Annotated in this window: 18 protein-coding genes; 10 read left to right on the top strand and 8 right to left on the bottom strand. The window is 48.3% G+C overall.

The features are described 5' to 3' along the window. Window positions 1–22 precede the first annotated feature (22 nt). The 3 genes from NC981_RS14640 to NC981_RS14630 all read right to left on the bottom strand — a co-directional run bounded on the left by NC981_RS14640 (window position 23) and on the right by NC981_RS14630 (window position 2,376). On the bottom strand, window positions 23–1,033 hold the full coding sequence (locus NC981_RS14640) for a threo-3-hydroxy-L-aspartate ammonia-lyase (protein WP_348243629.1): 1,011 nt from the start codon (window positions 1,031–1,033) through the stop codon (window positions 23–25). Further along, on the bottom strand, window positions 1,033–1,338 hold the full coding sequence (locus tag NC981_RS14635) for a DUF4090 family protein (protein WP_348243628.1): 306 nt from the start codon (window positions 1,336–1,338) through the stop codon (window positions 1,033–1,035). Before NC981_RS14635 ends, NC981_RS14640 begins: the two co-directional genes overlap by 1 nt. Before the next feature lie 216 nt (window positions 1,339–1,554). After that, window positions 1,555–2,376: a Uma2 family endonuclease gene (locus NC981_RS14630; protein WP_348243627.1), complete on the bottom strand. Its 822-nt coding sequence runs from the start codon at window positions 2,374–2,376 to the stop codon at window positions 1,555–1,557. A 105-nt stretch (window positions 2,377–2,481) separates the two neighbouring features. On the opposite strand from NC981_RS14630, the gene serA reads away from it, so the two are divergent. Together serA and prmA are read left to right on the top strand one after the other, a co-directional pair. Continuing rightward, on the top strand, window positions 2,482–4,062 hold the full coding sequence (gene serA, locus NC981_RS14625; RefSeq protein ID WP_348243626.1) for a phosphoglycerate dehydrogenase: 1,581 nt from the start codon (window positions 2,482–2,484) through the stop codon (window positions 4,060–4,062). Window positions 4,063–4,176: 114 nt separating this feature from the next. Further along, window positions 4,177–5,067, top strand: a complete 891-nt coding sequence (gene prmA, locus NC981_RS14620; protein WP_190377686.1) for a 50S ribosomal protein L11 methyltransferase — start codon at window positions 4,177–4,179, stop codon at window positions 5,065–5,067. 3 nt (window positions 5,068–5,070) lie between these two features. On the opposite strand, the gene NC981_RS14615 is transcribed toward prmA, so the two are convergent. Continuing rightward, window positions 5,071–6,204: a hypothetical protein gene (locus NC981_RS14615; RefSeq protein WP_348243625.1), complete on the bottom strand. Its 1,134-nt coding sequence runs from the start codon at window positions 6,202–6,204 to the stop codon at window positions 5,071–5,073. A gap of 362 nt (window positions 6,205–6,566) precedes the next feature. On the opposite strand from NC981_RS14615, the gene nrdJ reads away from it, so the two are divergent. Beyond that, window positions 6,567–8,897: a ribonucleoside-triphosphate reductase, adenosylcobalamin-dependent gene (nrdJ, locus tag NC981_RS14610; RefSeq protein ID WP_348243624.1), complete on the top strand. Its 2,331-nt coding sequence runs from the start codon at window positions 6,567–6,569 to the stop codon at window positions 8,895–8,897. Between the two features lie 43 nt (window positions 8,898–8,940). Here nrdJ and crtO read toward each other — a convergent pair whose 3' ends face one another. After that, window positions 8,941–10,617 carry a beta-carotene ketolase CrtO gene (crtO, locus tag NC981_RS14605; RefSeq protein WP_348243623.1) on the bottom strand — a complete coding sequence of 559 codons (1,677 nt, stop codon included), beginning with the start codon at window positions 10,615–10,617 and terminating at the stop codon, window positions 8,941–8,943. 488 nt (window positions 10,618–11,105) lie between these two features. On the opposite strand from crtO, the gene NC981_RS14600 reads away from it, so the two are divergent. From NC981_RS14600 to NC981_RS14580, 5 genes are all read left to right on the top strand, one after another. Continuing rightward, entirely contained in the window at window positions 11,106–13,007 is a 1,902-nt protein-coding gene (locus NC981_RS14600; RefSeq protein ID WP_348243622.1) for a GtrA family protein, read from the top strand. Next, complete coding sequence (locus NC981_RS14595) at window positions 13,004–14,884, top strand: hypothetical protein (protein WP_348243621.1); 1,881 nt, start codon at window positions 13,004–13,006, stop codon at window positions 14,882–14,884. Before NC981_RS14600 ends, NC981_RS14595 begins: the two co-directional genes overlap by 4 nt. A 137-nt stretch (window positions 14,885–15,021) precedes the next feature. After that, entirely contained in the window at window positions 15,022–16,830 is a 1,809-nt protein-coding gene (locus tag NC981_RS14590; protein WP_348243620.1) for a hypothetical protein, read from the top strand. Between the two features lie 276 nt (window positions 16,831–17,106). Further along, window positions 17,107–18,144, top strand: a complete 1,038-nt coding sequence (locus NC981_RS14585) for a hemerythrin domain-containing protein (RefSeq protein ID WP_348243619.1) — start codon at window positions 17,107–17,109, stop codon at window positions 18,142–18,144. A gap of 99 nt (window positions 18,145–18,243) precedes the next feature. After that, on the top strand, window positions 18,244–19,224 hold the full coding sequence (locus tag NC981_RS14580; RefSeq protein ID WP_348243618.1) for a glycerate kinase: 981 nt from the start codon (window positions 18,244–18,246) through the stop codon (window positions 19,222–19,224). Here NC981_RS14580 and bioD read toward each other — a convergent pair. Together bioD and NC981_RS14570 are read right to left on the bottom strand one after the other, a co-directional pair. Beyond that, window positions 19,208–19,912 (bottom strand): dethiobiotin synthase, encoded by a 705-nt coding sequence (gene bioD, locus NC981_RS14575; RefSeq protein WP_190377681.1) that lies wholly within the window; start codon window positions 19,910–19,912, stop codon window positions 19,208–19,210. The two genes, NC981_RS14580 and bioD, sit on opposite strands and share 17 nt — an antisense overlap. Continuing rightward, entirely contained in the window at window positions 19,909–21,756 is a 1,848-nt protein-coding gene (locus tag NC981_RS14570) for a serine/threonine-protein kinase (protein WP_348243617.1), read from the bottom strand. Before NC981_RS14570 ends, bioD begins: the two co-directional genes overlap by 4 nt. 189 nt (window positions 21,757–21,945) lie before the next feature. Here NC981_RS14570 and NC981_RS14565 point away from each other — a divergent pair, with 189 nt between their 5' ends. Next, window positions 21,946–22,860: a branched-chain amino acid transaminase gene (locus NC981_RS14565; RefSeq protein ID WP_348243616.1), complete on the top strand. Its 915-nt coding sequence runs from the start codon at window positions 21,946–21,948 to the stop codon at window positions 22,858–22,860. Window positions 22,861–22,921: 61 nt separating this feature from the next. Here NC981_RS14565 and NC981_RS14560 read toward each other — a convergent pair whose 3' ends face one another. After that, window positions 22,922–23,548 carry an HAD hydrolase-like protein gene (locus tag NC981_RS14560; RefSeq protein ID WP_348243615.1) on the bottom strand — a complete coding sequence of 209 codons (627 nt, stop codon included), beginning with the start codon at window positions 23,546–23,548 and terminating at the stop codon, window positions 22,922–22,924. Between the two features lie 171 nt (window positions 23,549–23,719). On the opposite strand from NC981_RS14560, the gene NC981_RS14555 reads away from it, so the two are divergent. Beyond that, on the top strand, window positions 23,720–23,953 hold the full coding sequence (locus NC981_RS14555) for a Nif11-like leader peptide family natural product precursor (protein ID WP_190377678.1): 234 nt from the start codon (window positions 23,720–23,722) through the stop codon (window positions 23,951–23,953). Window positions 23,954–24,075 lie beyond the last annotated feature (122 nt).

Genomic DNA, 24,075 nt, shown 5'->3' with positions numbered 1-24,075 from the left:
GATCGTCTTTACTCCGAAAGCCCTAGCTCATTTCTGGTGCGAGCGGACGACGCTGTGAGGATTTCTCTTTTGCGGTTGCTTTAGTAAAGAGCTTTCCAGCTTCTTTCAGATCGACATTACCGCCGCTAATAATCACACCAATTTTGGCATCTGGAAAAGAAACAATTCCTTCGAGCAATGCTGCTGCTGCTAGAACGCCTGTGGGTTCAACCACAATCTTGAGCCGCTCCCAAACGAAAAGCATCGTGCGTAAGATTGCGGCTTCGGACACTGTAACCATCTCATCAACGTACTCCAGAATTAACGGAAAGGTGAGTTCTCCGAGCGAAGCTGTTCTGGCACCATCTGCGATCGTATTCGGATGCTCAACGGTTTGCAGGGTGCGGCTGTAGAACGATCGCGTGGCATCATCTGCACGTTTGGGTTCAACTCCAATGGTCTGACAGTTCGGAGAAAGAGTATCGGCAGCGATCGCACAGCCTGAAATCAATCCACCTCCGCCACAGCAGACTAGCATGACATCTAAGTTGCCGACTTCTTCGATCAATTCTTTTGCAGTGGTTCCCTGCCCTGCGATCACTGGCGCAAAATCAAAGGGTGGAATTAAGGTTAAGCCACGATCGTCTGCGATCGATTGTGCGACTTCTTCTCGCTTTTGTAGAGTGCGATTGTAGAAGATTGTCTCAGCGTCATAGCTTTGAGTTGCGGCTTTCTTTACCTCTGGCGCGTCGTTTGGCATGACGATCGTCACAGGAACATTCAGAATTTGACCTGCTAAGGCTAACGCTTGCCCATGATTGCCCGATGAAAACGCAATCACGCCGCGCCTGCGTTGTTCATCGCTCAGTTGAGCGATTGCATTGTAAGCACCTCGGAACTTAAACGACCCCGATCGCTGAAAGTTCTCGCACTTGAAAAACACCTGAGCGCGAGTGCGCTGATTCACTGTGTTTGAAGTGATCACGGGTGTTCGGTGGGCAACACCTGCGAGACGATCGGTAGCCGCTAAGATATCCGAGTAAGTGACAGACATTACTTGTTGTAGAAAAAGGCGATTTCTTTCTCTTTCAGCGGTGCGAATCCTGCGGCTTCCAGCATTTGATTCAGTTCAGCTTGAGGAATGTGCTTTGCTCCGATGCGAACAATCCGCGATCGCATCGTGTTTGACACTCCACTGCGTTGCCGTCCCGCTTCTAGCGCCATGACTTTGTTGTATAAGTCCAACTTCTCAGACGGAATCGGAGAGCCATCAAAATCAATTCCTTTGGCGATCGCAACATCGATCGCGTCTGCACCTGTTGTATTTTGATCTTTTGTACTTTGATTTTCGGTACTCATGCTTGTCACGTTCCCATAACCCGTTTTATACCAAATTGATTTTTGAGTGCGACAGATCTTGGAAGCCCCCTAAATCCCCCACGAGTGGGGGACTTCACGCCAAATCTGTTTCGGATTCTCAAAGTCCCTCAGTATGGGGGATTTAGGGGGCGAAGGATCTGTCGCATCAACAAATTGATTCGGTATTAGGCATCTTATCAGGCGGTGATGCGATTTCTACTCTGGTAGCTGATTCGGATCGATGCCTTGGGTTCGCAAATAGTTTTCCAATCGCTCCCGTGCTTGGCGTTCTTGTTCTGCTCGTTGGCGCTCGGCTTCTTCGGGTAAGGGAATCAACTCGCCTTCTGCAGTGAACCAGCGCAATTGGTGATCGTGAATGCCCAGTTCTAGCCCTAGTTGCTCACTCGATAATCTGCCGCTCTCGTTGGGTGCGATCGCGCCGTAAGTTCCGCCGATTAAGGGAAATCCGGCAAACTCCATTGTTTCTGGGTGAAACCAGTAATACTCTGGAACGCGCCAAACATCTTGATAAAGGTCTTTCTTCTTGCCGCGATCGACCGTAGCAGTCGCGCTTGACAGTAACTCGATTACCACGTTTGGATATTTGCCGCCTTCCTCCCAAATCGCCCAACTGCGACGATCGCGCTTTTCGGCTCCTAACACAACAAACACATCAGGGCCGCGAAAGTCTCGCTTCTTTAATTGCTGTTCGTTGTAGTAAACGGTCAGATTGCCTGAAATGTAAAAATCTGAGCGATCGCGCCACCAGAATTCGAGTAACCGAATCAGCAGATCAATTTGACGGCGGTGAAAATCAGTTTCTAAGGGCGGCTCATCACTGTAGAGGTTAGTCGGAGGAAAAGTAATATCCTCCGGTAAATCTGGTGCTTGAGTTTCGTCCACAAGCGGGGGCGTCTCTTGACGAGATTGGGCAGGAGTCGCATCGAGTTGAACCATATCGGCAGGCTCCAGTAACGCTGTTTTTAGTTTAACGGGTGGCGATCGCAGCGCAAATCGAAAACTTTTCCAAGAATGCACGAGGGGCGATACCGGGATCTACTAAAATGACTATCTGTGGAAAACGGCTCAAAATAATCATTGTGCAAATCTCCACACCTACTCACTCTGCCTTTCGCCGTTGTTATGCCCAAGGTTCTTGTTTCTGATCCGATCGACCAAGTTGGAATCGATATTCTGTCGCAAGTTGCTCAAGTTGATATCAAAACTGATCTGACTAAAGAGCAGCTTGTTGAGATGATTCCAGAATATGATGCGCTGATGATTCGTTCTGGGACTCGCGTGACTGCTGAAGTAATCGAAGCCGGACGGAAGCTCAAAATTATCGGACGCGCGGGAGTCGGGGTCGATAACGTCGATGTGCCGGCAGCAACCCGAAAAGGCGTAATCGTTGTGAACTCGCCCGAAGGGAATACGATCGCGGCGGCAGAACACACGCTTGCAATGATGCTGTCCCTGTCTCGCTACATTCCCGAAGCGAATGAAAAACTCAAACAAGGCAAATGGGATCGTAAAAGCTACACCGGAAACGAAGTTTACAACAAAACTTTGGGTGTCGTTGGTCTAGGTAAAATCGGTGCTCACGTGGCAACTGTGGCACGCGCAATGGGGATGAAGCTACTTGCGTATGATCCGTTTATCTCGACCGAACGTGCAGAACAATTAGGTTGTAGCTTGGTGGAACTTGATGTCTTGTTCCAATCGGCGGACTACATTACGCTGCACATTCCCAAAACTCCAGAAACGACGAATCTGATTAACGCAGATTCGATCGCCAAAATGAAGCCGAATGTTCGGATCATTAACTGTGCGCGGGGCGGCATTATCGATGAAGCCGCGATCGCTGAAGCCCTGAAAGCTGGAAAGATTGCCGGAGCCGCGCTCGATGTGTTTGCAGCAGAACCGCTCGGAGAATCGCCGCTCAAAGCGTTGGGTAAAGAAGCCGTGCTAACGCCACATTTGGGAGCATCAACCGAAGAAGCTCAGGTGAACGTGGCGATCGATGTGGCAGAGCAAATTCGGGATGTCTTGCTGGGTGAGCCTGCACGATCGGCGGTCAATATTCCGGGCTTGCGTCCTGAAATTATGGAGCAGTTGAAGCCATACTTGCAGCTTGCGGAAACGCTCGGCAAGATGGTTGGGCAGTTGGCAGGAGGTCGGATTGAATCGCTGAACATCGGACTGCGTGGAGATCTAGCAACCAATCAAAGTCAGCCGATCGTGATTGCAGCGCTGAAAGGATTGTTATCGCCTGCTCTGCAAGAGCGCGTCAACTACGTGAACGCCAGCATCGAAGCAAAAGAGCGGGGAATTCGCGTGATTGAAACTCGTGATGCTTCGGTCAAAGATTATGCAGGTTCGCTGCATCTATCTGCCAAAGGAACACTCGGAGAACATTCAGTGACGGGTGCGTTGCTGGGTGACGATGAGATTCGGATTACCAGTATCAATGATTTTCCGATCAACGTTCCGCCAAATCGCTATATGTTGTTCACCTTACACCGCGATACACCGGGCATCATTGGGCGGATTGGCTCATTGCTGGGTGAATCTAACGTCAACATTGCCAGTATGCAGGTGGGACGCAAGATTGTGCGGGGTGATGCTGTGATGGTTCTGAGCATTGATGATCCGCTACCAGAGAACATTCTGAATCAAATCAAGGAAGTATCTGGAATTCGCGATGCTTATACGGTCACGCTGTAAGCGATCGTCATTGTGAGAGGGAGTCGGTTGCCCGGAATCATCCAATCGATCGTTGGCTTGATTCTCCTACTCCCTACTCCCCACCTCCCTATCCTTCATCTAATCGCGCACCCTATGTCAAACAGTTGGTGGGAAATTCAAGTTCTCTGTGATACAGCATTAGAAGAAACCGTGATCTGGCGCTTTGATAACTTTGGTTGTCGGGGTGCTTCGAGCCAAAGCAAAGGATCATCGTCCTTGGTGTCCGCCTATGTACCACAGCAACAGGTACAGCTATTAGATCTATCGGCGCTGGCATTGTTGCTAAAACAGGATGGGCTTTGTATGAAGTTGTCAGCGCCGATCGTGCAGTGGCGCATCATCGACGAAGAAGATTGGGCAAGTAGCTGGAAAACCTACTGGAAACCGCAGGAAGTCGGCGATCGATTCTTGATTAATCCGGCTTGGTTGCCCCTGCCCGAAAAGAGCGATCGAATTATAATGCAGCTCGAACCCGGAGTCGCCTTCGGAACTGGCGATCATGCCACCACGCAACTCTGCTTAGAAGCGTTGGAGATGCGGGTGGGTGCTGATTCGGAGAATGTGACGATCGTGGACATTGGCTGTGGATCGGGTATTCTCTCGGTCGGCGCATTGTTGCTTGGAGCAAAGAAAGCCTATGCGGTTGATACTGACCCACTGGCAGTAAAAGCAACCCTAGAGAATATCGAACTCAATCACATCGATTCGAGCCGATTAATCACGGCTCAAGGCAGCATTGAAGAATTGGTGAAAATGATTGATCAGCCCGTCGATGGTTTAGTGTGCAATATTTTGGCAGAAGTAATCATCGATTTAATTCCACAATGGGAACCGCTTGTTAAACCAAGCAGTTGGGGAATCTTAAGCGGAATTTTACTCGATCAAGCAAAGCCTGTTGCGGACACCTTAGAAGCAAATGGTTGGATCGTCGCCGCACTCTGGAAACGGGGAGATTGGTGCTGCTTGAATGTGCGTCGATCGTAACCCTTAACCCCGTGGTTGCGGGGCCGAAGCCGTTCCCGTATTCGGTGCTTTGAACTGAAATTCGTAAACAAACACTCGAATCTTATCTTCAGCGATCGCCGGAAATCGATCTGGTTGGTTCGCGTCTTTCTGCACGTACTCGATCGCTTTGTCGTTGAGAATCGGGTAGCCTGTGCTGTTGAGAATTTGCGGTTTGCGATCAGCGAGAGGCTTGCCATCTTTGCCGATGAAGATCGCGATCGCGATGGGATGCTGTTTGTAGTTGCTCAGTGGAAATGCTAACGGATAGTCAACCTCTTTGAGCGGTTCTTGAGGCTGACGCAGGCGAACATACTCCCAAGGCGTATCTTTTGCCGTCAACTCTTCGGTGAGCTTTTGAGCCGCTTGAACGCTGTCCTGCTGGGATGTACCTTCAGGATTGTAGCGAGTTGCAGCAAGAAGCTGATCGTTTGAGGTTGTAGGGGCGGGGGATTGAGTTGTCGCAGGGGCGGGGGATTGAGTTATCGCAGGTGCGGGAGATTGAGTTGTGGTGGGTGCGGGGGACGGTGCTTCAGTCGATGGTGGTGTGACTTTGGCAACATCATTCGGATTGGCTGGAGTTAAGCCCGCGATCGATGAATTAGGACTAATCGAGATATTGGGTTGCGGTGACGGTTGGGTCGTAGGTGTGGGTGCAGGAGGCTTAGGCGGCGGTACAATTCGCGGCTGTTGGGCGGCAAGTCGGCGCAGCAGTTCATTAAAGCGATCGGCTTGTGAGATCTGCGGTTGCGTGGGAGTCGGAATCGGCGGCGGCGGATTCAGGGTCACCGGGGAGTTTAAGTCGGGAATCGTGTAGAGCGGATTCGGGATGGCGGATCTGCCTTGTGCCGTGATAGGAAGCTGTGTTTTGCTGTTCGGCGGGTTCGGCACAGGCGGCAGGGCAAGCTGCGACGAGGCTTGAGGGTTGCTTCCTTGAGACGGTTCGAGTAGGCGGACTCGTCGAACTTCTGCTTCTGGGCGCGGTTCGCTTGAGGACGTAAAGGCAGGTAAGGTGGCAAATATCAGAAGATGCGCCCCGACTGATCCCAACATTGCGAGTGCAGTAGGTTGCTGAAGGGTGTCCGGCAGGGTGCGAAAGAAGCTTGCAAAAGAAGACATAGTTAAAGCTGAGGTTGGGCGGTCAGCTTCGCTGCGCTGAAGGCGTGCGTCGCTCGAAGTTATTCAGCATTTTAGGACAGGGTGAGCGGAATTGGGGGTTGGTTCTGGAAATAGAAACGCGATCTGCTGCTCGTATAAACAAACTTTTGGGGGAGTGAGAATTGTAAATTCCCTGCCATTGTGAAACGAGTAGTGCAAATTTACCGCTATACTTTAGCAACGATTTAGTACGTTCGGGCTAACTGGAAATCACTTGATCATTTTTCGTACCAGATGTAGAGTAGTGGCTATTATGTAAACACTACTCGTAGCGCTCTTAAATCAAATTTCATTTAGCGCCAAGTCCACGAAAGGAGTCCCACATGGTTCAGGATATCACCCGTCCAAAAGAGTTCTCTGGCTCTAGTGTGCCAGATGACGACAATAGCAGTCAATTTCCGGCTTCGGCTCCTGCTGCGAATCCGGTGTTTTACAGAACCTACAGCCGCAAGCTGAGCGAAACTCGGCGCGAGTCGTGGGCGCAAGTGAGCCAGCGTACCATGCAAGGACTCGCTGACCTTGGACGGTTTACAGAAAAAGAGCAGGCATTGATTGAATTAATGCAGCGATCGATGCGCTGTTTGCCGTCGGGTCGTTGGCTCTGGGTCGGTGGCACGGCTTGGATTAATCGTTCAGAGAATTTTTCTGGCTCGTATAACTGCACCAGCACGAATTTAACCGACTGGCGAGCGTTTGGTCTGATGATGGATCTCGCCATGATGGGAAGCGGTACGGGTGCGGTGCTGGAGCACAAATATACCGATCGCTTACCCGAAATTCGCAATCGGTTGCATGTGACGATCACGCGAGAAATTGGCGAAGTGCCGGATTTCCTTAGAGCCGATCAGACCGGGGTTGAAATCGAGGGTAATTCGGTGACGATCTCGGTTGGAGATAGTCGTCAAGGTTGGGTGAAGTCGTATCAGACTTTATTGGAACTATCGAGCGACGATCGTTTTACCGCAGATGTGGAAGTTTCGATCGATCTCGGTTCTGTGCGTCCTGCGGGTGAGCGGTTGAAGGGCTTTGGCGGAGTGGCGAATCCGATTCGATTGCCTGCTTTGTATGAGCGCTGCGCCAAAGTGTTGAATCGCGCGATCGGGCGTAAACTCTCTCCGATTGAGTGCTGCTTGTTGATTGATGAAGCTGCGGCTTGCGTGGTGGCAGGTAACATTCGTCGCAGTGCGGGGATGCGTCAGGGCAGCAGTGACGATGCTGAGTTTGCGGTTGCAAAAGATAACTTGTGGCAACAAGACGATCAAGGCAACTGGCGGATTGATCCCGATCGTGATGTGTTGCGGATGGCGAATCATACTCGCGTTTATCACCACAAACCGACGCTGCAAGAATCGATCGATGCGGTTCGTAAACAGTTCTATTCGGGTGAAGGCGCAATTCAATATGCACCGGAGGCAATTGCTCGATCGAATGCGGATATCCTGAACACTCCCAAACTCAAAGCTGAATTTATCCAAGCTTATGAAGCAGGCAACGGTCAGCAGTGGATTCAGAACAGATATCCGAGCATGCCGACTGAAGAATTGGAGCATCGATTACAACGTTACGGACTTAACCCATGCGGCGAGATCCTGGGTAGTAATTTCCACTGCAATTTGTCTGAAGTCCACTTAAATCAAATTGATCCGTTGGATTACGAAGCTCAAGAGCAGGCGTTTACGGCAGGTGCGCTCTCGGTTGCAGCATTGTTGAATCATCGGTTTAATGAACCGCGCTATCAATATTCGCGTGAGCTTGATCCGATCGTCGGTGTCTCGTTCACCGGACTGTTTGATTTCTTTGTTCATGCGTTTGGTGTGGAATGGTTGCGCTGGTGGGAGGCAGGTAGACCCGATACTGTCACCGGATTGCAGTTCAAAGCGCGAGAGCAAGAGTATCTATCGCGCTGGAAAGAAATCGTTCATCGGGTTGTGGGTGAATATTGCGATCGACACGGTATCCGTCGTCCGAATCGCTGTACGACTGTTCAACCTGCGGGAACGAAGTCTCTGTTAACGGGTGCAAGTTCTGGCTGGCATCCTCCGAAGGCTCAACGCTTCATTCGTCGGATTACGTTCCGCAAGAATGACCCGGTTGCTCTAGCTTGTTTGGACTATGGGTACAGCATTGTTCCGTCGCAGTCGGATAAAGATGAAAACGGCAATCTGTTAAATGATCCGTTTGATCCGCGCTGTACAGAATGGCTGGTTGAGATTCCGGTTGAAGTGCCTTGGGCAAATCTTCCAGGAGCTGATCAGATTGAGATTGAGAAATTCTCGGCTTTGGCACAGATGGATTTCTATCTCCAAGTCCAGAAATACTACACGGCTCACAATACCAGTGCGACGATCGAACTTCGCGAAGATGAGATCGAAGGTCTTGCAACTCGGATTCATCAAGCGATCGAGAACAATGAAGGCTATATCAGTGCGGCATTGTTAGCGCGATTTGATGCACCGTTCCCCAGACTGCCGTTTGAGAAGATTGATAAGGCGACCTTTGATCGTTTACAAGCGGAAGTGGTAGAGCGTCGATTGATCGATGACTTTTATGCAGCATTAGTGCGGCATGATGGCGGCGATTTAATCGAGGCAGGCCCAGCAGGCTGTGATTCGGACAAATGCTTGTTCTCTGACACCAAGAAAGAGAATGCTTAATTGATAGCAAAGGATTCCGATCTGACTCGGAATCCTTTATTTCTTATCGATTGAACGCAGATTTCACAAAGCCTCCAGCATCACGAAACGGTTGCAAGAAAGACTGCTTAGACTGAAGAAACACGCGAGCGCAATTTCTTCCAGGCATCCCCGAAATCGAGCCGCCTGGATGTGTTCCTGCACCTGTGAGATAAAGGTTTTCGATCGGCGTTTTATAGTTAGCAATCTCCGGCAGCGGTCGAAAGAACACCATTTGTTCTAGCGTCATATCAATATGATAGTAGTTGCCTTTATATGATCCGAGCCGTTCACCAAGTTCAGCCGGACTTTCAACAGCGCGTCCGATCGTTGCCGTTTTCACATTCGGCGCATAATCCGCTAGTTTATCAACCACACGATCGGCAACTTTGTTCTTGAGTTTATCTGTCCAACCTGTGCCATTCAATCCAGTTCCTTCCGCATTTTCGACTTGATACGGTGCAAAGAACTCAATCCAAACTGTGTGATGTCCTTCGGGAGCCATTGTGGGGTCGAGCATTGTTGGTTGAACAATGTACATCGATGGATCAGCATCGGGAATTCGACCGATCGCCGGATCAGTATGAGCAATCTCAACGTGCTTAACGGAATCTGCAATCAGCACTGATCCGATCAGGTATTCATCTTTGTGATCATGATGAATAAACTTTAACGGTTCTGTCATTGCTAAATCGATTTTCAAAATCGTTTCATTGTTGTTCACGATTCTACGATCGAGCCGTTCTCGCAAATGTTCATCAGCCGCATCAACCTCGCTTGGATCAATCAACTGTAAGAACACTCTTCTGGCATCAATGTTAGAGATCACACCATGTTTTGCGCGATATTCCTGACCTGTCGCCACTCGGACTCCAACTGCGCGACCGTCATCAATCAAAATCTGCTTGACCATTTGTTCCGTCAAGATCTCTCCACCCAAGCTTTTTACCAATCGCACCAATGCTGCGGTAAGGGCACCTGTTCCGCCTTTCGGACGTGCCATTCCGGGATGATGTCGCATTGCCATCATCATCGCTCCGATCGCTAGATTCTTCTGCGAGGGTGGAACCCCCATTTCTGCGGCAAGCCGAGCCAGAGGAGCTTTTACAGTCTCGGTATCAAAATATTCATGCAGAATATCTTCTGCACTCGACAGCATCGTTCTGACAAAATCTAAAGCTTTGTTTGTCGAACCCACAACGGATAGAAAATCTTTGACCTTCTTAACGTCATAGTTCCGGGCAATATCAATAATTGACTTTGGCGGCGCATTAAAAATCGGAATCATGGCATTGATCGTGCGCTGCCATAGATCCACAAACTCGGCGTACTTCCTAGCGTCTCGCTCACTATATTGAGCAATTCCTGCACAAGTTTTCTCAACGGATTGATGCGCCAGAAAATAAGTTCCATCAGGATGCGGACAAAAGACAACTGGATCGCAGTAAAGATACTCTAATCCATACTTCGTGAGTTCTAGTTCCTCAACCACCGGGCCTAAATGAATGAACTCATGATCGATCGCGCATCGATTAAACCTAAACTCTGGCAACTCTGGAATGAGTGCTTCAGTCGTTGCCGCTCCTCCCGGAACCGGACGCTTTTCCAATAACAGAACTGTGTAGCCCGCTTTGAGCAAATAAGCAGCACAGACCAAACCATTATGACCTGCACCAATGATGATCACATCGTAATTAGACATCCTGGCTCTCTCCGATCGCTAGATCCTAGCTTAGAAGAATCTATCGACAAGTTGCCTATTGTTAATTTTCTAGTACGAAGAGCCAATCTTCCCCGGCTGGTGGCTACGTCTTATCGAAGCTAGGGCGATGAAATACTAGCAGAAATATCGCACCCAGTTTCACATCGAACAAAGCTGGGATATAGATAAGACGACGGTAGAGCGAATTGTCCGCCATGTCGAGAACCTTTTGATTCAGCCGATAATTTTGCTTGCCGAAAGTAGTTATTATCACATAAATTAATCATCCAGCTAAATCTGCACTTTCCCTGAGGGTTGTGTAGCTGCTACCGAAAAATCAGCGATATGTCAGCGAAAACTCTGGGAAAGAAGATGTAAGAATTCAGTATTTATACGAGATCTGTACGGAGAAGATGACGTTATCGTACAGCAGTCAAAATCGGCTTAAGACCGTGTAAACGTGATTGCCATCTTCTCAGGAATCTCCGATGAACTCTTCTCAAACTCCCGCGCCCATCTATATTCTTGGAGCAGGTCCCGCCGGGCTAGCTGCGGCTTATCATCTGACAAAACAAGGTCAGCCGATCGTCGTAGTAGAACTCGATGCTAGAGTCGGTGGTTTAGCCAAAAGCTTTGAATACAAAGGATTTATTCTTGACTACGGTCCTCATCGCTTTTTCACCAAGATTCCACCGGTGCTCAAACTTTGGAATGAGGTGTTAGGCAATGATCAGGTTACAGTGAATCGCTTAACTCGAATCTACTATGGTGGTAAATATTTCAGCTACCCCTTAAAAGCATTTGAAGCACTGTTGACTTTGGGAATTGTTGAAAGTGCTCGGATTATCATGTCATACCTGACCGTCCGAGCATTTCCCAATCACAAGCCCAAAAACTTCGCCGAATGGGTGACGAATAATTTTGGTCGGCGACTATTCGAGATATTTTTTGAAGCCTATACAGAAAAGCTTTGGGGGATTCCCTGTACTGCAATTAGTGCAGATTGGGCAGCACAGCGAATCAAAGGTTTATCGCTCTCAAAAGCAGCGCGAAATGCTCTATTGGGCAACAATGGCAAAGTCAAAAGCTTAATTGATCAGTTTCAATTTCCTCGCTTGGGATCGGGACAGCTTTACGACAAAATCCAGGATTATCTTGAACAGCACAACCAGACCGTTCTACTCAACACCGAGGTCGTTCAGGTTCATCATGATGGAACCGATATCACGCATGTTACGCTGAGAGACCGTAAAACTAAGGTCGAGCAAACCATCCCCTGTGGAGGTGTGATCTCCTCGATCCCACTCACAAGATTGGTGCAGCAGATGGATTCACCTCCGCCTGAGCAGGTCATTGCCGCCACCAAATCGCTCAAGTTCCGCAACACAGTCCTAGTTTATTTGCTCGTTGAAGGAGAAAATCTTTTTCCTGACAACTGGTTGTATATCAACGAACCCAGTGTGCAGGTTGGACGGGTCACTAACTTTGCCAATTGGTCGAGTAAAATGTTGCCGAATTCCCACCAAACCCCATTGTGTTGTGAATACTGGTGCAACACCGATGAACCGATGTGGACTGAGGATGAAGAGCAGCTTGTATTACAGGCTGAACAGGAATTACGCAAAATTGGATTGTTACGACGTGAAAAGGTATCTGATGGATTTGTCGTACGGCTGCCCCAAACCTATCCAATCTATGCCGGACAGTATAAGGAGGCTTTAGCAGAGATCCAATCGTACTTAAGCCGATTCGAGAATTTGCAGTTGATCGGTCGCTATGGTGCCTTCAAATACAATAACCAAGACCACAGTTTGTTGATGGGAATTATGGCAGCAGAAAACGTGCTGCTGCCTGGGAAGCACGACCTATGGGCGGTCAACGCAGACAGCGAGTATCAAGAAGAAGCAAGCGACAATACTGTGACAACTCCAGTTCGGACAAGACGACGCTCTTCAAGTCGTAGACGGGTCGCTCAAGTCTTTCAACAGTTTGCTGGCTACTTATTTACAGGAGGCTCAGCGACGGTTGTGGATCTGCTGGTGTTCTCATTCTTGATTGCATCGGGCTTGTGGTATCTTCCGTCGATCTGTATCAGCTATTCGATCGGCTTAGTTGTAAACTTCCTGCTGACTCGACAGTTAGTGTTTGGGGTGTATTGGAATAACTGGATGATTCAGTTTGCCGTCTTTACGACTGTCGCACTCAATAGCTTTTTGGCGCATCTCGGATTGATGCAGCTTTTGATTAATCAGGCTCAATGGCATCCTACCCTGGCGCGTTTAGCCAGTTCTGCTTGTGTAGCGCTGCTCAGTTTTGTCGGGCATAAATTGTACTCGTTCTCCTCCAATCAACAAGTCCAGGACGCTACAGAAAAGGCATATAAGGCATGATCAAAACTGTTCATTTCCCCCCAAGGACTGTTCGTTCTCCGATTCAGCAAGGAAATCGGTTGAAGAGGGCATTCTGGATTTTAGGGTTGTCTCTGGGTCTATTTCAGGCATGGGCGTATCGATTCGCTTTAACTGCAGGAGATGCAGTCTCATATCTCGACATTGGCGATGCGTATGTCAGCGGTGCTTGGCAGACTGCTATCAACTCCTATTGGAGTCCGTTGTATTCGTGGCTGCTGGGGATAGCACTGCTTGTGCTTCGCCCCTCGCCTGAGTGGGAATTTTTTGTAGTTAAGTTAGTCAACTTTGGTATTTTTGTCATCGCGTTCATTAGCTTTGAATTCTTCTTGCAGCAATGGACTGAAGGCCGTCAGCACTCGCGGCAACTGAGTGAAGAGTGCTCCATTCAGATTCCAGAATGGGCATGGCTGACAGTGGGCTACTCGTTGTTTCTGTGGGCGGCATTGGGACTAACAGGGGTACAGCTAGATGTACCGGATAATGCAACCAGCGCGTGTGTTTATGCCACGAGTGGCTTCTTGCTAAAAATGCGCAGTCGGACAGCGACATGGGGCACGTATCTTCTATTTGGAATGGTGCTGGGATTGGGCTATCTGTCTAAAGCTGTCATGTTTCCCCTGGCGTTTGTCTTCTTTTTGGTTGCCATTGTGGTCAGTCTGTTTGAAGACAATAAAGAGTCAGGACAAGGATTAACGGTGTGGGGCAAGCGATTAAGAGTACGACGATCGCGCGCGTTGAAGCTGATTGCAGCAATGCTCGCATTTATCTTGGTGGCTGTACCCTTTGTTACAGCACTGTCTGTGACAAAGGGGCGCTTAACCTTTGGCGATAGTGGAAAACTGAACTATATTTGGTACGTGAGTAGTACCAGTCCCAAGCACACGCTTTGGCAGGGTGAGGAGCCGAATTCAGGCATCCCTAAGCACCCGCCACGACAGATTGTGGATCGCCCAGCGACCTATGAATTCGCAACCCCGATTAGCGGCACACTCCCCCTCTGGTTTGATCCGTCCTACTGGAATGACGGTTGGAACGTCAGATTTGACTTGAAGCGACAGTGTAAAGTTTTAGCTGCAAATTTACGGTATTACTACCAGCTATTTTTAGGTCACTTGATTCTTAGTTATTGCCTTTTGGTTTACGCAGGCGGCTACGTTCGGGCTTCGTTGCAACAGCTAGCGGTGCGTTGGTATGTGTGGTGCCCGGGTGTAGCAGGTTTGGCTGTCTACCTGTTGGGAATGGATATGTCAAAGGCATATGTGTCGTCTCGGTATGTTGCGCCATTTGTGGTGCTTGTTTGTATGGGTGTGCTTTCAAGTGTATGCTTACGGAATGTGCGCACAACTCAACGTCTTATTGTTGGGCTAGCTGCGGCTGCGCTGAGCGCGCTGGCTGGACAGTTGGCGTTACAAACTTCTTTTAGTGTGGCTCGCATTGCGATCGGGTTTCAACAAACGCCAATTTTTGCACAGATTGCAGAAGACTTGCAGCGGCTCGGCGTGAAGCGAGGAGATTCGATCGCTGTGCTCGGTGAGAGCAGTGTCATGGATGATTCTGCACGATTGGCACGTATCCGAATCATCGCTCAAATCCCCAATGTGAGTGAGTTTTGGAAATCTGATGTTGCATCTCGAAATCGAGTGTTGCAGGCGATTGAAAAAACAGGGGCAAAGGTCGTTGTGCAGGAAATGGATGCACCCCTACCTGCTCAAGCAACGGGTTGGCAAAAACTGAAAAACAGTAATTGCTATGTCTATTTCTTCAATAGACCTTCTGCACGAATGCCTTCCGGGTGGAATTCGGGGCTAGACAAAGGAAGTCTGCCTCAGCAGACTAATAATGCAGCTCCTGATTAATCAAGCTCAATGGCAACCCATCTGGCTCGTTTAGCAAATTCTGCTTGTGTGGCGCTGCTCAGCTTTGTCGGGCATGAATTGTACTCGTTCTCTTCTAACAATCAAACACAGGACTCGGTAGATAGAGGTTCCAAAGCATGACTAAGACTGTTAGCTTTTCTACAAAGGTAATTCGCTTAGTTGGGAAAACCATACCACTAAGGACAGCATTCTGGATTCTAGGGCTGTCCCTAGGTTCATTGCAAGCCTGGTCACAGCGATTCAATATTAATAATCCAGATGGGGTTTCATATTTGGACATTGGGGATGCCTACATGAGGGGTGATTGGCAATCTGCCATCAACGCTTACTGGAGTCCGTTATATTCCTGGTTGCTAGGCATCGCAATTTTTGTTCTTCATCCCTCCCCTTACTGGGAGTTCTTTGTTGTTAAATTGGTTAACCTCGGCATCTTTGTTGTTGCATTCATCAGCTTTGAGTTCTTTTTAAGACAGATGATTAAATGGCAACAGAATTCGCATCAAAAGAACGCAGGGCAAGCCGTTGAGATACCAGAGTGGATGTGGCTTGTGATGGGCTATTTTCTATTTCTATTGACAGCGTTAAAGTGGACACCGGTTCATTTAGTTTCACCAGATGCTCTAACAGTCGCTTGTGTTTATGCGGCTAGTGGTTTCATGCTGCAAATGCGAAATCGGACGGCGAATTGGGGAACGTATCTTCTGTTTGGAATGGTGCTGGGTTTGGGCTATCTCTCCAAAGCCGTCATGTTTCCACTAGCGTTTGTTTTCTTTTTTGTTGCCGTTGTGGTCAGCCTGTTTGAGGAGGATGGTGCTAGGCAGGCATGGAGAATTTGGCAGAATCGATTAAAGATCGATCGCTCCCTTGTTCTCAAGCTGACTGCATCAATACTCGTGTTCATCCTGGTTGTTGCACCCTTTATAACGGCGCTTTCCTTGTCGAAAGGACGACTGACTTTCGGCGATTCAGGAAGACTGAACTATGTCTGGTTTATTAATTGGCATGAGAGAACCTTTTATAACCCGTCTTCTATCGAACATTGGCAGGGTAAAGAGCCAAATTCAGGAATCCCTAAACATCCGGTGCGGCAGATCCTCGACGATCCGGCTGCCTATGAGTTTGCCACGCCCGTTGGCGGCACATATGCACCTTGGACGGACGCGTCCTATTGGCAGGAAGGAATAAAGCCCAACTTTAATCTATTGCAACAGCTTAAAGTCGCAGGGATCAACTTAGTTTATTATTGGCGGCTATTTCTAGGTGGTCTGCTCTTGAGCTATTGGCTTCTAGTTTATGCAGGCGGCTATGTCCGAACTTCATTACAACAGCTAGCTGCTCGTTGGTTTTTATGGCTGCCAGGTTTGGCAGCCTTAGTGATTTACACACTGGTCATAGATTTGCGGGCGGCACCTGGCTCTCGATATGTTGCCCCATTTGTTGTCTTAATTTATGCTGGGGTGTTTTCAAGTGTATGTCTGCGCTATTCACAAACCGCCAAACGATTGCTCATTAGTTTTCTGGGCATTGCTCTCATAGTGATGAACATACAAATTTTTGCGAACGCCGCTCTTCAGGTTCAGCGTATTATAACTGGGAGTGAAACTCCAATTTATTCACAGGTTGTAGAAGAGTTACATCAGTTAGGATTAAGGTCAGGGGATTCCATTGCTGTAATTGGTAGGGCTCATGCTAATTCGAGTGGCTACTGGGCAAGGTTAGGAAGAATACGAATTATTGCTGACGCTCTTAATGCAACCAGATTCTGGTCGGTTGATGCTGCATCCCGAAGCAAAGTTTTGCAGGCCTTTGAGAAGACAGGAGCAAAGGCTGTTTTTTCAGGGGAAGCAGGTATACCAATTAATGAAATAGGTTGGCAGAAACTTGAAAGCGGTGTTGGTTATATCTATTTCTTCAACAGAGCGTAAATTCGATTTATCCAATATACAACTATTGGTGTTTTCATTGCAAAGAACGATGGCGATGAAGGGATGCCTTATCTGCGCCGCCACGAATCCAGCCCAATTGCAGCAATTCGCGCGGGAAGTTTACTATCCAAAGGTCAGTCTTTTAGTCCTTTGTGAGGTAACTTAGCGCACTTTTAAGTCAACCAACGGAAAGATGTTGCTTTCGGGTGGGTGCGGCAAACTCAGAATTGAATGGATGCCGATCCTGAGAATAATTAAACAAGTGGAGAACACAAAATGGTAGCAACAATGGATGATACCAAGCGTCTAGCGATCGCGATGAAGCTTGCAGACATCAAAGCTGTCCAAGAATTTCTTATTGCAAACGAACAAAGATTCATCTCGGCAACCACTGACTCTGAGTTGGTGAAGCGTTTTCAAGATATGTTGAAGGACGACCAGAAGAACCTGGGCATCCTGGATACAGTAATTGTGCAATACGGCGTTCAGTCTGAGCCGAAAGAAACGATCACCGAAATGGTGAAGAAGCTTGATGAAATGATGTCGGGTTCTGAACTTACCTTGTTTGAAAAGGTCTTCCAGCATGAACTGCTGAAGCACCAACAAGTGATGTCGGGAATTGTTATTCATAAAGCGGCTCAAAAAGTTGGCGCAGACATCGAAGCTGCAATCGCTCCGCTCAACACCGTTAACTTTGAAAACCGTGCTCACCAAGAGCAATTGAAAGGCGTAATCGAACTGTTGGGTGTGCGTGAACTCACCGGAATGGATGCAGATCAAGGGCTGTGGGCACGAGTTCAAGATTCAGTTGCCGCGTTGACGGGTGTTGTGGGTAGCGTGGTTACTCAAACCACCGACAAGTCTGACATGAACATTCAAGACGTGCTCCGCATGGATCACCAAAAGGTGAATGTTCTGTTTGCTGAAATCAAAGGCACTCAAGATCCTGCAAAGCGCAAAGAATTCTTCATGCAATTGAGCGGCGACCTTCGCGCTCATGCGATCGCAGAAAACGAAGTGGCTTATCCGGCAGTTCGCGGTAAGTATGCAGAAAGCGATCTGCAAGAACTGTATGATGAGCAAAATTCCTGGTTCCCCGCACTCGATGCGATGGAAAAAATGGATATGACGTCGGATGAGTTTATGTCCTCGCTGAACCGCTTGATGGACGAAATCATGGATCACGTCCGCCAAGAAGAAAGCACTTTCTTTGCTGCACTGCGCGATAACTTCAGCGATCAGCAACTGGAGCAAATCGCCTCTGAGTTCAAGGCGAAGAAGAGCGAAGTTCAACGTCAAGCTGCGGGCATGTAGTTTGAGTAATGACTGTCTTCTAAATCAGGGTTTGATTTAAGGGGTTTTAAATCGGGGGGTTGGTTGCCAGCCTCCCGATTTTCTGTAGATAATCATCTTATGACTCTAGAAGAACTAATTCGCTCTCATGATCGATCGCGCTTAGAATCCTTTGCACTACAAAATCCTACTTTTGGAATTGATGCAAGCAATGTTCACGATCGCATTCAGTCGCGCTTGGCACTGTTTGATCGGAGCTATAGTGCGATCGTTGAGCTTTGCACTGAACTAAAACTACCTCCTGCGATCGATACTCTCTGGAATCTATGGCTACCCCTAGCTATGCAGATTGCCGGCTGGAAACCGAGTGATCGCGCTTTAATTCAAGGCTTTTTAGGTGGGCAGGGAACGGGAAAGACGACCTTAACGCGAATGCTGACTGTGATTTTGAGTCAGCTTGGACTGCGTGCGGTTAGCTGGTCGATCGATGATTTGTATTTGCCGTATGTCGATCGAGTTGCCCTCAGAACTCGTGATCCGCGCATAGTGCGGCGAGGGCCACCCGGAACGCATGATGTTCAACTCGGAATCGAGATTCTGACCCAATTTCAGCAAGGTCAATTTCCGATCGCGCTGCCTCGATTTGATAAGTCTGCCTTTGGTGGAGAAGGCGATCGCACTCAGCCGCAAATGATTGATCATGCAGATATCGTATTGTTTGAAGGCTGGTTTGTTGGAGTGCGTCCGATTGAGTCTGAATTTAGGATTGCGCCGATCGTCACCGAGGACGATTGCCAGTTTGCGCGAGATATGAATCGGCAGTTGAGGAACTATGTACCCCTATGGGAATTGCTCGATCGGTTAATTGTTTTGTATGTTCCAGACTATCAACTCAGCAAGCAATGGCGTAAACAAGCAGAACATCAAATGGTCGCTCAGGGCAAACCAGGTATGAGTGATGCAGAGATTGATCAATTTGTTGAATATTTCTGGAAAGCATTGCATCCCAAATTGTTTATTACACCGATGGTGGAACAATCGAGGGATGTAGACTTAGTGCTTGAAATCGGAGCAGAACATACAGTTACGCGAATCCTTTAACCATGTCAGGGATGAGCCGCTCTAAATCTAAATTTGCCGCCGCTTGAGCCAATTTTTCTACATCAGTTGGATCACTTAAATAAGGCAGCAATCCGAGAACGGGTATTCCGGTTAATCGTTCGATCAAGCTGACCGATGCCCAGTTTTCAATTTCTTCATCGGAACTCGATCGAATACAGTTCAACACAATTCCTTTGAGGTGAACTTTCGATTGTCGCGCCAGTGCCACATTCGCCACCGCTTGCCCGATCGCGCCTAATCTCACAGGCACCACTAATACAGCGGGTAAATGCCAATCCCAAGCCCAATCTGCAACGGTGGTTTCATGCGTCACAGGCGATCCTAATCCGCCTAATGCCTCAACCAGCACAAAATCACGCTGGCGCCGCAACGCCTCAAACGCTTTCCAGACAGGCTCAAGGGCGACTCGCTTGCCCTCCAAATCGGCTGCGATCGGGGGCGCAAGTGGAGCCTCAAAATGCAGTGGATTTAACTCTTCCGGGGTTTGATCCAACTCAAATAATTGACGATACAGTTCACGATCGCCCACTCCCGTCTGCAACGGTTTCATTACGCCTAGAGAACGCGATTGACAATACTTTTGCCAATATGCAATCAACGCAGTCGTTAATACCGTTTTACCGGCATCAGTATCCGTTCCCGTGATTAAAAGTGCATTCGGAATCATTTCGCATCCACACTTAATGTGAAATTAGTTTCGCGATCGCTGGTGACATCCACTTGATAAGCACCACCCCGCGGGACAATACCCTGCCACGATCGCAGATTTACTGCATCTTCAACAGGCTCCCCACTGGGGTATCTTACTGTAAACCTTGCACCTTGAGAAATATTCAGCGATAAAGCTTGGTTGGGTCGAACATTAATTAAATAACGGCGCGTTGTATTCGCATCTGCCGTATTACTCACTTGGGTTCCGGTTTGACCTTGAGGAATCGTAATCACTTCTTCGGTCACAATAGGATTAGGAGATGGAGGAACTGAGGGCGACGGAGGCGTGGGCGTTTGCAGCGTCACGTTCAGCTTAAAGTCGCTCTTAGGAATTCCTTTAACGGTTCTGAGTTGTACCGTGTAGCTTCCTGTAAAGGGAAGTTCGCCAGCCCAGTTAGAAACGCGACTGGCAGCGTTATCGACTGGATCACCATTCGGAGCTAACACACTGAGCAACACGCCTTCGCTACCCAAGCTGGTATTCAAGCGCTGTCCTTGATTCGCAGGAACAATGAAGTTTAAGGTTTCATTCGATCGCAAAGTTCCACTCCGATTGACCGTTCCACCCGATAAATCTAATTGTTGACTGTAGCTGACTGGACTGGGAGTGGGAGTGGGAGTGGGTGAAGGGCGAGGCGTGGGGGGTTTGGTCGGAGTGGGAGAAGTTGTGATCGTTGGAGTCGGAGTGGGAGACGCGATCGGTTGATTCGCGTTCATCAAAGCGCGGGTAATTGTCCAAGCGCCTAATCCGGTGAGCAGCACTAATCCGGTGCCGATCGCGAACACTGCCCACGGATCATCCCAGAAAGAACTGCGAGTCGGAACCGAGGAGTCGCGTGCTTGTAAGTTTGTGGGCGCAACGGTGGGAGAATTGCGATGACCAACCGCTACCGTTTCAGCACGAGAAATATTCGTGGGTGGTACGTTGGTGGGCGGTGGAGTTGCAGGCAAGGGTGCGATCGTTGCGGGGGATTGCAGCGCTTGAATCACTTCGGTTGCAGACTGAAAGCGATCGCCGACTCGATAACTCAACATTCGATTCAGCACTTGCGCGAAGGTTGGCTCTAGATTGACGAATCGCTGCCAGCGCCAGGTCATTGTATTTTCGTCAAACAAATCTTGTGGCTCTCGTCCGGTGAGTAACACGACTGCCGTGACTGCTAACGCATACAAATCGCTATTCGGATAAGCGCGTCCGGTCTGCATTTGTTCGGTTGGGGCATAACCGAGTTTGCCAACCGTTGTATGTTGTTTATTGGTTTCTTGTGCCTGAATGCGAGTGGCGAGATCTTTGACCACACCAAAATCGATCAGTACGGGAAGCTTGTCACGATCGCGCAAAATAATATTATCCGGTGCAATATCCCGGTGAATAATGCCTTTGCCGTGAATGTATCCCAGCACAGGCAAAACCTGCCGAATCAGCTGCGTTACTTCACTTTCTGAAAACACATATCCCCGCGCTTTGCGTTCATCCAGAAGCGATCGATACGTACTACCCTCGACGTAATCTTGCACAATAAAAAAGCGCTGATCCTGCTCAAACGTGGCGCGAAACTGCGGGATTTGGGGATGCTGAATTTGATAAAGCGTTTGGGCTTCTCGCTGAAAGAGTTCTTTAGATTTCTCCAGGGCGTAAGGATTATCTTGCGGCGGTGTGAGTTCCTTAATCGCACACAGTTCGTTGAAGCGTCCTTGATCTTCTGCAAGGTATGTTCGTCCAAATCCTCCCTGTCCCAAGACGCTGAGAACGCGGTAGCGGCTTTGTAAAATTGTGGAGGCTGGAATAGGTGGCTGCATATCGATCTCGATCGCGTACAAATCACTAGAGGGACAAGAAAGAACCGGAGTTCCAAGTAATTAGTTATATCGTATTGCAGATAATTTAGATTAGGACTCGATCGGGCAGTCGAGAACTGAAATTTCAAGGTAATCTAGGAAATCTATCGCGCGTACGATTGCCGTTTTCTGAAGTCTTACCCAATTTCCATGCACACTTTTCTTCCCATTGCGTATTTCAAGAATCAATTTGTGCCGTTTGCTGAGGCGAATTTGTCGATCGCAACGCACGCACTTCATTATGGAACGGGCGCGTTTGGCGGATTGCGCGGCATTCCTAATCCTGAAAATTCCAATCAAGTGCTGTTATTCCGGCTCGATCGACACTGCAAACGCCTCAGCAGCAGCGCCAAATTCTTGAGCTACGATTTGCCTGCGGATAAGATTGAGAGCATTATCACCGAGTTTGTGAAGAAGAATCGACCGGAGCGATCGTTCTACATCCGTCCGTTTGTCTACACTTCAGATCTGGGAATTGCACCCCGTCTGCACAATATTGAGAAAGACTTTTTTGTTTACGGGCTAGAGTTAGGCGATTACTTGTCTCCAGAAGGAGTGAGTTGTCGGATTAGTTCCTGGTATCGCCAAGAAGACCGCAGTTTACCGTTACGCGGCAAGATCAGCGGCGCTTATATCACGTCCTCACTTGCCAAAACTGAAGCAGTTTCCTCTGGATTCGATGAAGCGATTTTGCTCAACTCGCAAGGCAAAGTGAGCGAGGCATCGGGCATGAATATTTTTGTGGTGCGAAACGGGGAATTGATTACGCCCGGATACGACCAAGATATTTTGGAAGGGATTACGCGGGACAGCATTTTGACGATCGCTCGTGATTTGGAAATTAAAGTTGTGGAGCGCCCAGTCGATAAATCAGAGTTGTTCATCGCCGATGAAGTCTTTTTGAGTGGAACCGCTGCGAAGATTACTCCAGTGAAGCGGATTGAAACGTTTGAATTTGGCACAACTCGACCGATTACCGATCGCTTACGCGAAGTGCTAACGGCTGTAACTGAAAACCGGGATGAACGCTATCGGGAATGGGTGAACACGATCGATATTGGCTAGATAGGCGATATGCAACTTTAGAGTTCAGTTGACGCTCCCGCTTGCTTTAGCGACGGGACTGTCAACTGTTTAATAAGTGCAGGAGTTCTTTCGGGTGATGAATCAAAAAATCAGGATCGTTCTGGCTCAAAATCTCAGCCGCATTTAATCCCCAAGTTGCCGCAACAGAGTAAACGCCGCTTTTTTTGGCGGCTTCAATATCGCGAGTTTCATCGCCGACATAATAAATCTGATTGGAATCAAACTTTCTGTGTCGGATGATTTTCTGAATTAATCGACTTTTACCAAATAGGGCATAATTTGCAGAAATCAGATCAAACGTGGATGTCAGGTTTTGCACCCTGAGAAACTCTTGAATGTTCTTAACAGAATTGGTTGAAACAATTCCTAAACAGCATCCTTGCTGTTTTAGTTCTAGTAATGTTTCTTGCATTCCGGGAAAGAGCTGCAAATTTGGGATTTCTTGATTCAGCTCTTGAGTAAAGCGACGAATCAGAAAAGGCAACTGCCAGACGGGAATCTGCGATCGCTTGAGGGCTTCTCTTGATCCCAAATATTTGAGTTCTTCTAAGGTTTCTTCGTCAAAAGGAGGAAATCCAAATCGAATCGCTAAACGATTTGTAATTGCAATCCCAATTTCAACGCTATCAACAATGGTTCCGTCAAAATCGAACAAAATAACTTTCACAGGTGAAGTTCAAAAATCGCAAGAATAGGGTTAATCTTCATTTACAGTCTAATCAATTTTCATGTCAGTCTGAATCACTCCTCTCAGAATTCTTTAGGCTGAATGGGTAGAGATCTTAGCACCACGTTCTTTCTCTATTTTGCCAGTTTAATATTTGCGAGGAACTGTATTATGTCGCAACATCATGCTGCTGAACTGTTTAAAGCGGTTCAAAAAGATCATGCGCTCAAAGTTCGCTTACAAGCAACGAGCGATCCTGAAACCTTTGTCAAGATTGCCAACGATCGCGGTTACGCAGTCACTGAGTCGGAGGTGGAGGAGTGGGTCAATCGTTTTCCTGCGTCGGAGCTTGCGGCTTTGTTTAATCCAGGAGTGGGTGGGCGACAGCGTTTGATTCCCCGATAGGTGAGGCGCTACTGTATACACACACCTCTTTCCCGCTTCGTTGTTATCGGTTTCAGCCCCTTAAATCCCCCAATTTGGGGGACTTTGAACTTGAAGAAATCATCGCATTAGAAACCTCTTTT

It is taken from the genome of Leptolyngbya sp. DQ-M1 (assembly GCF_039962505.1).
Lineage (GTDB): Bacteria > Cyanobacteriota > Cyanobacteriia > Leptolyngbyales > Leptolyngbyaceae > Leptolyngbya.
This window is presented reverse-complemented; position numbering and strand designations above follow the sequence as displayed.

Bases quoted from the DNA above. Each gene is read 5' to 3' on its own strand.
- NC981_RS14640 (WP_348243629.1), bottom strand. From the start codon at position 1,033: ATGTCTGTCACTTACTCGGATATCTTAGCGGCTACCGATCGTCTCGCA.
- NC981_RS14635 (WP_348243628.1), bottom strand. From the start codon at position 1,338: ATGAGTACCGAAAATCAAAGTACAAAAGATCAAAATACAACAGGTGCA.
- serA (WP_348243626.1), top strand. From the start codon at position 2,482: ATGCCCAAGGTTCTTGTTTCTGATCCGATCGACCAAGTTGGAATCGAT.
- prmA (WP_190377686.1), top strand. From the start codon at position 4,177: ATGTCAAACAGTTGGTGGGAAATTCAAGTTCTCTGTGATACAGCATTA.
- NC981_RS14615 (WP_348243625.1), bottom strand. From the start codon at position 6,204: ATGTCTTCTTTTGCAAGCTTCTTTCGCACCCTGCCGGACACCCTTCAG.
- nrdJ (WP_348243624.1), top strand. From the start codon at position 6,567: ATGGTTCAGGATATCACCCGTCCAAAAGAGTTCTCTGGCTCTAGTGTG.
- crtO (WP_348243623.1), bottom strand. From the start codon at position 10,617: ATGTCTAATTACGATGTGATCATCATTGGTGCAGGTCATAATGGTTTG.
- NC981_RS14600 (WP_348243622.1), top strand. From the start codon at position 11,106: ATGAACTCTTCTCAAACTCCCGCGCCCATCTATATTCTTGGAGCAGGT.
- NC981_RS14595 (WP_348243621.1), top strand. From the start codon at position 13,004: ATGATCAAAACTGTTCATTTCCCCCCAAGGACTGTTCGTTCTCCGATT.
- NC981_RS14590 (WP_348243620.1), top strand. From the start codon at position 15,022: ATGACTAAGACTGTTAGCTTTTCTACAAAGGTAATTCGCTTAGTTGGG.
- NC981_RS14585 (WP_348243619.1), top strand. From the start codon at position 17,107: ATGGTAGCAACAATGGATGATACCAAGCGTCTAGCGATCGCGATGAAG.
- NC981_RS14580 (WP_348243618.1), top strand. From the start codon at position 18,244: ATGACTCTAGAAGAACTAATTCGCTCTCATGATCGATCGCGCTTAGAA.
- bioD (WP_190377681.1), bottom strand. From the start codon at position 19,912: ATGATTCCGAATGCACTTTTAATCACGGGAACGGATACTGATGCCGGT.
- NC981_RS14570 (WP_348243617.1), bottom strand. From the start codon at position 21,756: ATGCAGCCACCTATTCCAGCCTCCACAATTTTACAAAGCCGCTACCGC.
- NC981_RS14565 (WP_348243616.1), top strand. From the start codon at position 21,946: ATGCACACTTTTCTTCCCATTGCGTATTTCAAGAATCAATTTGTGCCG.
- NC981_RS14555 (WP_190377678.1), top strand. From the start codon at position 23,720: ATGTCGCAACATCATGCTGCTGAACTGTTTAAAGCGGTTCAAAAAGAT.